Source organism: Paenibacillus monticola (assembly GCF_009664975.1).
Lineage (GTDB): Bacteria > Bacillota > Bacilli > Paenibacillales > Paenibacillaceae > Paenibacillus_AQ > Paenibacillus_AQ monticola.
Genome location: NZ_WJXB01000018.1, coordinates 41,713 through 55,073, shown reverse-complemented (window position 1 = coordinate 55,073; position 13,361 = coordinate 41,713). Strand labels below are relative to the sequence as shown.

The 13,361-nt window shown below is 48.5% G+C and carries 9 protein-coding genes and 1 riboswitch; of the genes, 6 read left to right on the top strand and 3 right to left on the bottom strand.

The features are described from left to right. The first annotated feature begins 11 nt into the window (after positions 1–11). The 4 genes from GJB61_RS28865 to GJB61_RS28850 all read left to right on the top strand — a co-directional run bounded on the left by GJB61_RS28865 (position 12) and on the right by GJB61_RS28850 (position 6,721). The gene (locus GJB61_RS28865) at positions 12–920 is read left to right on the top strand and encodes a carbohydrate ABC transporter permease (RefSeq protein ID WP_229522514.1); all 909 of its coding nucleotides are present in this window, start codon (positions 12–14) and stop codon (positions 918–920) included. A 112-nt stretch (positions 921–1,032) separates the two neighbouring features. Then, positions 1,033–2,766, top strand: coding sequence for an ABC transporter substrate-binding protein (locus GJB61_RS28860; RefSeq protein ID WP_420819780.1), 1,734 nt, complete (start codon positions 1,033–1,035; stop codon positions 2,764–2,766). A 91-nt stretch (positions 2,767–2,857) separates the two neighbouring features. After that, positions 2,858–5,254: a glycoside hydrolase family 95 protein gene (locus GJB61_RS28855; RefSeq protein ID WP_154122496.1), complete on the top strand. Its 2,397-nt coding sequence runs from the start codon at positions 2,858–2,860 to the stop codon at positions 5,252–5,254. 327 nt (positions 5,255–5,581) lie between these two features. Continuing rightward, complete coding sequence (locus GJB61_RS28850) at positions 5,582–6,721, top strand: transglutaminase domain-containing protein (RefSeq protein ID WP_154122495.1); 1,140 nt, start codon at positions 5,582–5,584, stop codon at positions 6,719–6,721. Positions 6,722–6,809: 88 nt separating this feature from the next. Here the strand turns inward: GJB61_RS28850 and GJB61_RS28845 are convergent, their stop codons facing one another. Both GJB61_RS28845 and GJB61_RS28840 read right to left on the bottom strand, forming a co-directional pair. Further along, positions 6,810–8,291 (bottom strand): amino acid permease, encoded by a 1,482-nt coding sequence (locus tag GJB61_RS28845; RefSeq protein WP_154122494.1) that lies wholly within the window; start codon positions 8,289–8,291, stop codon positions 6,810–6,812. 167 nt (positions 8,292–8,458) lie between these two features. Then, a riboswitch (Lysine riboswitch) is annotated at positions 8,459–8,669 on the bottom strand. 101 nt (positions 8,670–8,770) lie between these two features. Then, positions 8,771–9,907, bottom strand: coding sequence for a virulence factor (locus tag GJB61_RS28840; protein WP_154122493.1), 1,137 nt, complete (start codon positions 9,905–9,907; stop codon positions 8,771–8,773). 214 nt (positions 9,908–10,121) lie between these two features. On the opposite strand from GJB61_RS28840, the gene GJB61_RS28835 reads away from it, so the two are divergent. After that, complete coding sequence (locus GJB61_RS28835; RefSeq protein WP_154122492.1) at positions 10,122–11,117, top strand: MBL fold metallo-hydrolase; 996 nt, start codon at positions 10,122–10,124, stop codon at positions 11,115–11,117. A 108-nt stretch (positions 11,118–11,225) separates the two neighbouring features. Continuing rightward, positions 11,226–12,851 (top strand): ABC-F family ATP-binding cassette domain-containing protein, encoded by a 1,626-nt coding sequence (locus GJB61_RS28830; protein WP_154122491.1) that lies wholly within the window; start codon positions 11,226–11,228, stop codon positions 12,849–12,851. Between the two features lie 288 nt (positions 12,852–13,139). Here the strand turns inward: GJB61_RS28830 and GJB61_RS28825 are convergent, their stop codons facing one another. Next, on the bottom strand, positions 13,140–13,322 hold the full coding sequence (locus GJB61_RS28825) for a hypothetical protein (RefSeq protein WP_154122490.1): 183 nt from the start codon (positions 13,320–13,322) through the stop codon (positions 13,140–13,142). Between the last annotated feature and the right edge of the window lie 39 nt (positions 13,323–13,361).

Below are 13,361 nucleotides of genomic sequence, written 5' to 3'. Positions count from 1 at the left end.
GGGGCATCATTTTGGGAAGTTCTACATTTGCTAACCGTAAGTCATGGTCTGACCGGATATTTGATATTATCATTTATGTTGTTGTGACCTTTGTTGTCATAGTTACCTTATATCCGTTTTTGAATGTACTCGCTATATCACTGAACGATTCGATCGACAGTGTACGCGGCGGAATCACTATTTTCCCACGGGAGTTTACAGTTGATAACTATATCAAGATATTTTCCTTTACCGGTCTGCTTACCGGTCTGAAGATATCGGCCTTACGTACGGTTATCGGAACGTTTCTCGGATTATTGACGGCCTCGATGCTGGCGTTTACGATCGCCCGTGTAGATTTCCAAGGTCGCAAATTCGTTTCCACATTTCTCGCTTTAACCATGTATGTATCGGGAGGATTAATTCCAACCTACATGCTGATGCGTGATTTGCATCTGATGAATACCTTCGCAGTCTATATTCTACCTGGTGCAGTCAGTGCCTTTAATGTATTCGTTATCCGTTCCTTTATCGATGGTATACCTTATGCGCTTCAAGAATCGGCTACACTGGATGGAGCAAATGACTTTACGATCTACTGGCGTATCATTCTACCGCTAGCCAAACCAGCACTGGCAACTATTGCCTTGTTCTTGGCTGTGGGACAATGGAATGCTTGGTTCGATACGTATCTCTATAATGGCTCCAATGAAGCCTTAACTACCTTGCAATTCGAGCTGATGAAAGTGTTGCAGAGCACGACAGCAGGAAGTGGGGGAGACTACCGCTCCAATATTGTCAGTCAGGCTACGAATCAAGTCTCGCCTGAATCTATCAAGATGGCAATTACCATTGTCGTTACTGTACCTATTCTGCTAGTATATCCTTTCCTGCAAAATTATTTTGTGAAGGGCATGACGCTTGGAGCCGTGAAAAGCTAGATTTAGCGCAGGTCTTTTGCAGGGACAGCTGCTGTAAAAGACCTGACACATGGTATCTACAGGGGTTTCTCCTGTTATACAATAGATAAATGAATCAAGGAGGGTTTACATGATGGCTAGCAATAGAAAAAAAGCTTCCGCATGGTTGTTAGTTTCGACATTAATGCTCGGTATGCTTGCCGGCTGCGGTGGAAATAACAATAATAATGCGACAACCGAGGAGAACACTGGCAATACAGGTACGGATTCGGCTACTGCAACTGCTGCACCTGAAGATACCAGTCCTATTACATTCTCTTTCTTCAGCGCTGACCCAAGTCCAAACTGGACGGGCATGCAAGATGAAGTTGGTAAGGTCCTTACTGAGAAAACAGGTGTAACGCTTGACGCTGAATTTGCCGTGGGTGACCCTGTACAAAAAGTGGCTCTAATTGCGGCAAGTGGTGATTATCCAGATATCGTTGCTGCCAAGAATGACGTTAGTAAGCTAGTGGATGCAGGTGCGATGCTTGACCTTACAGAATTGATTGATAAATATGCCCCGAACATTAAAAAGGTACTTGGCGAAGAAAATATGAAGCGTGCCCGTTACAGTGATGATGACCATGCTATTTATGCGATTCCAACGAATGCCGGAGTGGATAACACGTACTTCAACGCAGGCGGCGGTTTCGAACTGCAGCATCGTGCGGTAAAAGAAGCTGGCTATCCAGCAATCAAGACAGTTCAGGATTATGAAAACGTAATCAAAGCCTATTTAGAAAAACATCCTACCGATGAGAATGGCAATAAAAATATTGGGATGACACTGAATGCAGATGACTGGTATATGTACATTACAGTTACCAACCCTGCCTTTTTAACTACAGGCTCATCAGATGATGGAGAGTACGCAATCGACGTAGATACACAGAAGGTAACTTATCACTTCCGTCGTCCTGCAGAGAAAGAATACTTCCGCTGGTTGAACCATATGAACGATATTGGTTTGCTTGATCCAGAAAGCTTTGTGCAAAAATATGACCAATACAAGGCTAAGATTGCAACCGGCCGCGTTGTTGGCCTGATTGACCAAGACTGGGGTTACGGCGATGCTGAAAAAGCGCTGAAAACCGCTGGTAAATTCGATCAAGGCTATGGTCATTATTCTGTAACCCTGTCTGAGGAATACAAAGATGCTTCTTTCTGGCCAACAGGTTTCATGGCTGGTTACGGTGTCGGTATCAGTACATCATGTAAAGATCCGGTTCGTGCCATCAAATTCCTGGATTACCTTGCTTCTGATGAAGGTCAAGTTCTGTTGAACTATGGTGTTGAAGGTAAAGACTATAAAGTAGAGAATGGCAAACGTGTCATTCCTGATGATGTAAATAACCGTATTGTAAATGATAACGCCAACTTCACCAAAGAAACCGGTATAAGCTTGTACAATATGCTGGGTGTTCACTACGGCGACGGCGTTAAGGATCCTTCAGGCAACTACTACACTACGAAATTCCCTGAACAAATTACTGCCCAATTCAATGATGTTGAGAAGGAAACACTGGCTGCTTACCATGTAACCAACTGGAAAGAACTGTTCCCTAATGAAAGCGAGTTTAAGGTTAAACCTTGGGGTGCTGCTTGGAATATCACGATCCCTGGTGACAGTGAAATCGTGGTGCTGGATAATAAGCTGAAGGATATTACTTGGAAACGTATTCCAGAAGCGATTTTGTCCAAACCAGCGGAATTCGATAAAATCTGGGATGCCTATATGGCAGAACTAGATAAAGCTGGCGTAGCCAAAGTAGAGGCGCTGCGTGAGGAATTGGTTAAACAACGCGTTAAACTGTGGACTGAATAAGCATCATAAATAATCTTAAATAAGTTCAATATGGCGGGGAGTCCGAATGAAAATTCGGGTTTCCCGCCGATTGATGTTCAGGGGGCAAAAAATGGGAGGAGACGTGCGAGTGAAAGACAGCAACAATAATCGTAAAATACTATGGTATAGCAAACCTGCAGCCGTATGGGAAGAGGCTTTGCCCATTGGTAACGGTAGTCTTGGCGGTATGGTATTCGGCGGAATAGATGAGGAAGTTATACAGCTGAATGAAGATACGTTATGGTCGGGCTTTCCACGAGATACCGCCAATTATGAGGCGTTGCGGCATGTTGCCTCGGCCAGAAAGTTGGTGGCGGAAGGCAGTTATACTGAGGCAGAAGCGTTAATCGAAGCCAAAATGCTGGGCAGACGTACCGAATCCTACCAGCCGCTTGGTGATCTGCGCATCAAGCTGTATACGGACAGTCCTGCGGAGAATTACCGGCGGGATCTGAATTTGGATACTGGAATAGCTTCCGTATTCTACACTGTTGGCGCTGTAAGCATTGTGCGTGAAGTATTTTCCAGCAGACCGGACGGCCTGATTGCCGTGAATATTCGAGCTGAGGGGGAAGATCATAACGCGATCTTGCCACAAATCACGGCTGAACTGACCTCACCACATCCTTGTGATGTCCAGGTCATCAAGGGAAGTAAGCTCCTGATGACCGGGCGTGCTCCATCTCATGTCGCCGATAATTATGTAGGCGATCATCCGAGGGCTGTACTGTATGAAGAGGACTGTGGGCTGAGCTTTGCCGTGGCTCTGGAGGTCCGAACTGAGGGTGGAACGTTGCGCGCCGAAGACGGGCGCTTGATTCTCACAGGTGCACACTCGGTCACATTCCTGCTTCCAGCGGCTACAGATTATGCTGGTTATGATCGTATGCCGGGAGCCGGTGGCATTCTTCCTTCAGCTCTTTGTCTGGATCAATTATCAGCGGCTCCAGCTGCGTATACCGAGCTGCGAAACCGGCATGTTAGCGACCATCAATCATTGTTCCACCGTGTTGAGCTTATGTTAGAGTCCCCAGAACGTCTATTCTCCGATGAGCCAACCGATGTTCGGCTGGAGCAGTATCGCGGAGGACAAACTGATCTTGAACTGGAGGCTTTACTGTTTCATTATGGGCGTTATCTGATGATCGCGGGTTCCAGGCCGGGAACTCAGGCACTTAATCTGCAGGGGATCTGGAATCCTTCTATCCAACCCCCCTGGAACAGTAACTATACGACTAATATCAATACTGAAATGAACTATTGGCCAGCTGAAATCTGCGCATTGGGCGAATGCCATGAGCCACTGATAGATTTAATCTCTGAACTTAGTGTAACGGGAGGACGGACGGCAGCTATTCATTATGGTGCCCGTGGTTGGGTGGTTCATCACAATACCGATTTATGGAGGATGTCTTCACCATCGGACGGGATGGCTATGTGGGCCTTCTGGCCGATGGGTGGCGTCTGGCTCTCCCGGCATGTTTATGAGCGTTACGCATTCCGCCCTGATCACGATTACTTGCAGGACACAGCGTACCCTTTGCTTAAGGGAGCAGCGCTGTTCTGCCTGGACTGGCTGGTAGAGCTTCCGGATGGGAGACTGACCACGGGTCTGTCCACTTCACCGGAGAATGTATTTCTGACCGCTGACGGGACATCTTGCAGTGTCTCTGCTGGATCGACCATGGATTTGTCGCTGGCTGCCGAATGTTTCAACCACTTCATTAAGACTGCGGAAATATTGCGGATGGATGCAGACTTACGGCAAGTGCTTACCCTGAAACTGCCGCTTCTGGCTCATCCCGGAATAGCGCCGGATGGGCGGATGCGGGAATGGAATGATGATTTTGCCGAAAAAGAGCTAGGGCATCGCCACGTCTCCCATCTCTATGATTTATTTCCGGGAAACGTAATCAGCCCATCCAAGACGCCGGAGCTGGCACAGGCTGCTTCATTATCACTTGCGCAGCGCTTGAAATCCGGTGGTGGACATACGGGATGGAGCGCAGCTTGGCTGCTTAATCTCTATGCGCGTCTAAATGAAGGCGAGAATGCCTACCGCTGCTTGCGCCGCATCCTGCAGGATTCCAGCCTGCCTAATCTATTTGGCAATCATCCACCCTTTCAGATCGATGGCAACTTTGGCGTAACAGCAGGTATCGCTGAAATGCTGCTGCAGAGCCATCAAGGACAACTGGAGTTATTGCCAGCTCTTCCGGAGAACTGGAGTGCAGGAAGCGTCAAAGGTTTGGTGGCACGTGGTGGTTTTGTTGTCGATATTGAATGGAGTGGGGGCCAGTTAACTAAAGCGGAACTTACTTCGACTCATGGCCACCCGTGTAGAATACATTACCTCCAGCCGTTTAACGTATTAAGTCAGGACGGGTTACTCATAGACGCAGCGAGAGAATTTAGAACTGTGATAGGCGGAGTCTATAGGATTACACCAGGATTGAAGGAGATTTAACGAATAGAGAAGATTATATTGTGGATAACGGTCAAGACTGTCCCCTGTGCAGACTATTTTACACAAGGGGCAGTCTTTTTTAATAACTTTATATTTCTTGAAGAAACGGGTACCATTCATATAATGAACGGTGAAGCCGTTTTTTCTTGTATTAGGCCTTATTACCCGATCATGATGGGCCGATATTAATAATCAGAACGCTTCAAACGTAAGCTTTGGAAATTTACAGTTGTACAGATAAGGTTTAGCGCATCTAATATATAGTGAGACTATTTCATGAGCGAATTTAATAGGTATGAAACAGACTGCAGGAGGAGCTAAACAGATATGAACAAGAAACGCTTCACGCTGATAAAGGCTGTTCTTGGAGGGATGATTATAGCCAGTGTAATTCCACCGATGATTTACTGGGGCTGGGGGCGTGCCTATGCGGCTTCTACTTCAGCAGCGCTTCATAGTGTGGGTGAAGTCGCGCAGAAGCTTACGGGTGCAATGAACAACCGCAGAGAGACGATAACCTTTACCTATGAAGGCAAAACCACAGGTCTGAAATCCAAGCTGCAGTCGGCTCTTGATCAAGCCATGGAGAGCGACCCTTATCTGTATTACATAGTAGACAGCTACGGTTATTCTTATCGCGGAAGCGTAAATTCTGCAAATGTTACCGTGCAGGTTAAGTACCGTGAGACGCTTGCCCAGACTGCCGTTGTGAACCAGAAGGTGAAAGCTGTCTTAAAGAAAATTATTACACCAGGGATGAACAATCATGAGAAAGTGAGGGTTATCCATGAATGGGTTGTGCGGAATCTGAAATATGATAAGTCTTACCGAAAATATACGGCCTATGAAGCCATTCAGAGCGGTAGTGCTGTGTGCCAGGGATATTCTCTGTTGACGTATAAATTGCTAAAGGAAGCCGGCATCACCAATACCATTGTCGAGGGGACAGCGAGGCAGAAGGGTGGAGTTCGGGAGTCACATGCCTGGAATCTGGTACTGCTGGACGGCCGTTGGTATCATCTGGATACAACTTGGGATGATCCAACACCGGATCAGGGTGGAGTTGTCAGCACTTCATATTACCTGAGAACGGATGCGCAGATGCGGGTGGATCATAACTGGACCAAGTTTTATCCGGCAGCCTCCATCGGCTACCACCAAACTTTAGCAGAGCTTGTTAAACTTGGGGGTCAGAAAGTGGCCGTCTATCAAAAGCTGCAGAAGGAGCTTGACTACAGTTTGTACGCGGAGGATCAGATCATCCATTCTGGAGCAGAACTTTCCCAGTTTGCCAATAAAGAAATTTCCTCCGGGAAGAAGTCCTTATTATTCCGTTATAAGGGCAGCGTGAGGATGCTGGAGAATGATCTGCAGGAGCTTTATAAGCTGGGCTTGAATCAATTGTCATACTCCAGTTCAGCGTTTGACAATACTGGTGACCTTAAAGTGTATGTTACCTGGAAGTAAGAGTGCAACGGACCACTCTATATGTAAAAAGAGGATGCTCCAAAAGCCGAAATGGCTTGGGACATCCTTTTTTTGTTGAAAAGCTGAATTATTCAGCTGGTATGCTGAGGTCGCATTGATCCAGTGGAATGATGCTGCTCTTTCTGAACCAACGGTAGCCCATCCAGGTTAAGGCGAAGATCGGCAGGCTGACGTAGGAGACGAGGATGCCGTACCAGTCAATGCTTTTCCCGGAGAAAGCACCGAGATTCTGCCCAGCTATGGCTACCAGACATAACGCGAAGGCAAAGAGTGGCCCGAACGGGAACCATTTGGCCCGGTAAGGCAGCTCATCCAGAGAATGACCTTGCGCTACAAAGGCGTGTCGGAAACGGTAGTGGCAGATGGCTATGCCAAGCCAGTTAATAAATCCGCACATGCCTGAGGCGTTAAGCAGCCAGTTGTAGACAACACCGTCGCCAAAAAAGGAAGCCAGAAAGGCCAACATGCCGACAGCTGTAGTAACCAGTAAAGCTCCGACAGGTACACCACGGCGATTCAGTTTACCTAGTGCGCGCGGCGCCATGCCATCCTTAGCCATTGCATACAGGATACGGGTAGAGGCGTACATTCCGGAGTTTCCGGCTGACAGCACAGAGCTAAGAATGACGGCATTCATCACGGATGCAGCTATGGCAAGACCTGCTTTATTGAATATGATCGTGAATGGGCTAACTCCGATAGCATCGATGCCACCGCGCAGCAGATCAGGGTTGGTATAAGGAATCAGCAGACCGATTACGAGAATAGAAAGGATATAAAAGATCAGAATTCGCCAGAACACTTGGCGGATGGCCAGCGGCACGTTGCGGCGCGGATTCTCGCTCTCACCTGCGGCAACGCCGACCAACTCGGTGCCTTGAAAGGAGAAGCCGGCAGCCATAAAGACACCAACGAAGGCAAAGAAACCGCCGTGGAAGGAACTGCCTCCAAGTTGGAAGTTGCTGAGGCCGACCGCTTTTCCACCCATGATGCCAAAGATCATCAGAACCCCAACCGCGAGGAAGACGATGACAGTTATAATCTTGATAATGGCGAACCAATATTCCGATTCTCCGTATCCACGGGAAGAGAGGAAATTAAGGCTGAACATTACCAGTAGGAACAGCAAGCTCCAGAGGATGGAGGGGCTGTCTGGAAACCAGTATTTAATAATGACTGTCGCGGCAGAAAGCTCTGCTGCAATGGTGACCGCCCAGTTATACCAGAAATTCCAGCCGATGGCGAAACCGAAGGCGGGGCTCACGAAGCGGGTACCATAAGTACTAAATGACCCTGAATCCGGTAAATAGGTCGCTAGTTCTCCCAGACTGGTCATTAGAAAATAGACCATAATGCCGACAGCCGAGAAGGCCAATAGTGCCCCTCCGGGTCCGGAGGATGCAATGGCCCCACCACTGGCAAGAAATAGTCCGGTCCCGATGGAGCCACCGAGCGCGATCATGGTTAAATGTCTTGCTTTGAATGTTTTTCTGAGTCCTGGACTGTTGTTAGTGCTGGCTTGTGTACTATTCTTCTGCTTGCCCTGCATGAATCTGACACTCCTTCTGCTGATCTCATGTTTCTGTTCATGAACGGGGAGTGCTGAGCGCCATAGATTATGTGGAATAGAGTGCCCATATAATTCCTTATATGGGCACAAAAAAACCGCAGACTATAGCTGCGGTTTCTTATATTTCAGTTCCGCATCATACTCCCTGTGAAGATAGCGCAACACCGTGCAGCTTGGCTGTAATTCACAGGCCATGCACGGTGACAGTTCCGCACCTTTCGGTAACGGCCCCAGCCCGCGCCGCAGTAGGAGCGGCAACGCAGGCTTCGGCGAATATTCCTTTCAGCAACGCTTCATAGACGGCTCTTTAACGTCTCCACGCACTTACTCTTTATATCCGCGACCTCTACCTCATCGTAGGTATGATGAGGCTATCTTTATTTCGTTTATAAACACAACAGAGATTAGTATAAAACAACTTTTGCCCTCAAGCAATGACAAATTAAGGCAGGTATGTGTCAGGTACGGCGGCGTTCCGACATTTGCTGCCAGACCGTTCCGGCAGCTTCTTCACCGGATGCGATGCGTTCCAGAGCCATCCGGGCTTGCAGGCCGACCTCGAATTCTGGGTCTTCTGCAGCGAGTGTCAGTGCATCCAGCGCTTCGGCGGTGCCTACTTCGTACAGAAAGCGGGCTGCTCGCCAGCGGACGAGCTTGCTCTTATCCTGCAGCGCAGCCGTCATAACCGGCGTGGCCGCAGGATTGCCGATGTCGGACAGCGTATCGCCAGCGGTGCGGCGTACAGCAGGGGCGCTGTCTGCCATCGCCGCGTAGAGCAGCTCCATCGCTTCGGGCGTGCGCAGATCGCCCAGATAGACCACCGCAAGCCTGCGAATATGCAGCTTGGGGTCATGCAGCGCCGCCTCAAGCTCCGGCAGGAGCTCCGCCGTCGGCGCAAGATCCTCCAGCGCAGCGTAGCGCACGCGCCAATCTTCATTCTTCAGGTCTCGCAGCAGCTCGCCCTGATCCCGAGTTCGTCTCTGCTCGACGAACTCACCGACTGCCCCGTGCGCGATGGCCTGCTGCACGAGGGAGTCGAGGCGTTCCTGCGGATACGCCGCTTCCAGTTCCTGCTCCACCTCGCGCGCAATTTCCGCGGGCTCGCCGTAGCGTACGCCGTAATCGGTGAGCTTGCGCTCTTTGATCATCACGGCGCTAGCCACATCCATCACCGCTTTCGTGAAGCGGGTGGACAAGGAGATGCGTTCTTCATTTGCGCCAGTCTTGACGCGAATCTGCATCGGGATTCCCCGGAACAATTGCACAAATACTTGTGCTTCCCCGAAATGGGACCCGGCATTCTCATCGGTCAGGCTCCAATCCTCCGTTAACCCTTCACCGTTGCCGAAGCGGCGCTGGACCTCCCGAAGAATCGCTGCCCAGTCAGCGCTTCCTTTGCGCTCAAGCGCCGCAAAGTCGGCGGCGTGATAGACGCTGGTTACGCCTGGAATGGTCAGCATATCCCGCGCCCAAGCCGGTGCGGAACGCTGACTTTCCGGTGTATAGGTTCGACGAATTCCAGGTTCCAGACTTTCGTCCAAATGAAGCTTCATCGTATTTGGACTTGGAGTCGGTTCAATAAATGTGATCTTCATACGTGTCTCCTCCTTGAACGGCTTGTACACCGCTGTCATTACCCGCATTTTACATCATTGAAGGTGGTGAACACAAAAGGACTATTTGCATATTCCGCTTAAACCGATAAGTAACTAAGCAGTATTTTGCAAAGAAGTCTGTAGAATCATATAGTTGAAGTATATTCGTGTAAGACAGTTTTTGCCCGTCAGACCTTATAAGGAGAGATACCCTATGGCTAAAACTCGTTATAACAATATTGATAATGTAAGTACCGATAAAACACTGAAAGAATTTCGCCAATGGCGTGAAGAACGTCGCCGCAAGAAGAAGGACTATTCTTTTGTTGTGCCCAATATTCCGCCAAAGCTGTCCTATCTCACGGAAAACAAGTTGGATACTACGATTACCTGGATTGGGCACTCGACATTCTTTCTTCAATATGAAGGGCTGAATATTATTACTGATCCCATTTGGGCGCGCCGACTGGGCTTTGAGAAACGATTGGGAGAACCGGGAATTCCCGTCAGCGAGGTCCCGCCAATCGACCTGATTCTGATTTCTCATTCCCATTATGATCATCTGCACATCGCTTCTATCCGCAAATTGTACCGGACAGGGACGACGATTATTGTTCCGGCCGGGCTTAAACGAAAAATGCTGCGCAAAGGGTTCCATAACTGTGTGGAAATGCAGTGGTGGCAGGAGATTACTCTTCAGGGAATCAAGCTAGCCTTCGTGCCAACCCAGCATTGGACCCGGCGCACTCCGTTTGATACGAATACCTCACATTGGGGCGGCTATGTCCTGCAGCCCTCTCACCCGGAGAATCACCCAGTAGATGAAGAGAGAGGGGAGAAGCAGAAGCTGCCTCCCAACCTGTATTTTGCCGGTGACAGCGGATATTTTCCGGGTTTTAAGGAGATCGGAAGTCGTTACAAGGTACATGTTGCGCTCATGCCAATTGGCGCGTACGAACCGGAATGGTTTATGACTTCTCAGCATGTGAATCCCGAGGAGGCCATGCAAGCCTTTATAGATGTAGGTGCAGAGACAATGATTCCGATGCATTACGGGACCTTTAGACTTGCCGATGATACCGCCCGGGAAGCCTTGGACCGGATGGAGGGCGCTCGAGCAGCCCATAGAATAAGTGCAGAACGAATTAAGACGCTGGGTTATGGCGAGACGCTGGTTGTGCATCCCGAGGTGCGTACTTCCAGGCAATAATGCAAAAAGTGCAACGAGAGTAGAGCAAACAGCGTACTTTACGGGATTTTTGCATTGAATTTATGATATAATGAGCCGGAAACCTAAGAAAAAGGATGGTAATGCTTAATGATTAGCACAAGCGGTGTAACACTCCGCTACGGAAAGCGCGCACTATTTGAGGATGTAAACATAAAATTCACACCTGGTAACTGCTACGGTTTGATTGGTGCCAATGGCGCTGGTAAATCAACCTTTTTGAAAATTTTGTCCGGCGAGATTGAATCCAACTCCGGTGATATCCATATTACACCGGGTGAACGTCTAGCTATTCTCAAGCAGAACCATTTCGAGTACGATGAATTCCCGGTACTTGAGACGGTTATTATGGGGCACACACGGCTCTACGAAATTATGAAGGAAAAAGATGCGCTATACGCCAAAACCGATTTCTCGGAAGCGGACGGCCTGCGTGCGGGTGAACTTGAAGGTGAATTTGCCGACGTAAACGGCTGGGATGCCGAGCCTGATGCGGCTGCCATGCTGATCGGTCTAGGCATTGTACGTGACCTGCATGACAAGAAAATGATGGAGCTCAGCGGCAATGAGAAGGTACGTGTCCTCTTGGCACAGGCGTTATTCGGCCGCCCGCATAACCTGCTGCTGGATGAGCCTACCAACCATTTGGATCTTGAATCCATCGGCTGGCTGGAGAACTTCCTCATGGACTACGAAGGTACTGTTATCGTCGTATCTCATGACCGTCACTTTCTGAATAAAGTATGTACGCATATTGCGGATATTGATTTTGGTAAAATCCAGATGTATGTAGGCAACTACGATTTCTGGTACGAGTCCAGTCAGCTTGCCCAAGCATTGCAGCGCGATTCGAACAAGAAGAAGGAAGACAAGATTAAGGAGTTGCAGGCGTTCATTCAACGCTTCTCCGCCAATGCTTCCAAATCCAAACAGGCAACATCGCGTAAGAAGACACTCGATAAGATTACTCTGGACGACATTCGTCCTTCGAACCGTAAATATCCATTCCTCAACTTTAAGCCTGAACGTGAAGCCGGCAAGCAGTTGCTGACGATCAGCGGAATAACCAAAGCCGTTGATGGCGAGAAGGTACTGGATGAGATCAGCTTTGTAGTGAATAAAGGGGATAAGATCGCGTTCGTGGGTCCGTACTCTCAGCCTAAATCCATGCTGTTCGATGTCTTAATGGGCGAGAAGGAATTAGACGCCGGAGAATTTGCATGGGGGATTACAACAACCCAGGCGTATTTCCCGAAAGATAACTCCAATTATTTTGATGGTGTAGAGATGAACCTCGTTGAATGGCTTCGCCAGTATTCGAAGGATCAGGATGAAACGTTCCTGCGCGGATTCTTGGGCCGGATGCTGTTTGCCGGAGAAGAAGCATTGAAGAAAGCAAGCGTGCTGTCCGGTGGCGAGAAGGTTCGCTGTATGCTGGCCAAAATGATGCTGAATGGCGCGAACGTGCTCATATTCGATGAACCTACCAATCACTTGGATCTGGAGTCAATCACAGCACTAAACAATGGTTTGGCCGATTTTGATGGTACGATTCTGTTTACCTCCCATGACCATCAGTTTATTCAGACGATCGCTAACCGCATCATTGAGATTACACCAGCTGGCGTAATCGACCGCGTGATGAGCTACGACGAGTATTTGGAGAACCCGGAGATCAAGGAAATGCGTCAGCGCATGTATCCTGTAGAAGTATAATTTTTTATATAGAAGAGAAGAGTTAGCAGACAGCGGCTTGTCCACTCCCCAGGGAATGGACGGCTGCTTTTTAAACATTATAAACGAACAACGGCTGCGTCTTCCCCTGAGGGATTACGCAGCCGTTGATCTCAAAATATAAAAATTTATATGCTTCACGCAATAATTCATCCTTATATTTCTCGAAGAAACGGGTGCCGTCCATATAAAGGACGGCAAAGCCGTTTCATCTTGTTGCTGTTCTTCTTGTAACATACTTGCAGTAATGATCTCTGCCTTTGAAGCTAATTATGAACCGCCGGCACGACGGCGCTGTTTGTTAGGCATTTTGTTATTCTGTGATTTCAATGGTTTAGCAGAACCAGCCTGAAATGAAGATTCGGGTTTGAAGCCTTGTTGTTTCTTCTGTTCTAGCTTTTGACGGATGGCATCTGCTAGATTGATTTTTCCTTTTTCATTGCTTTCGCTCATTGTGTTGACCTCCTTCGAAACTAATCCCTACCTCTATTC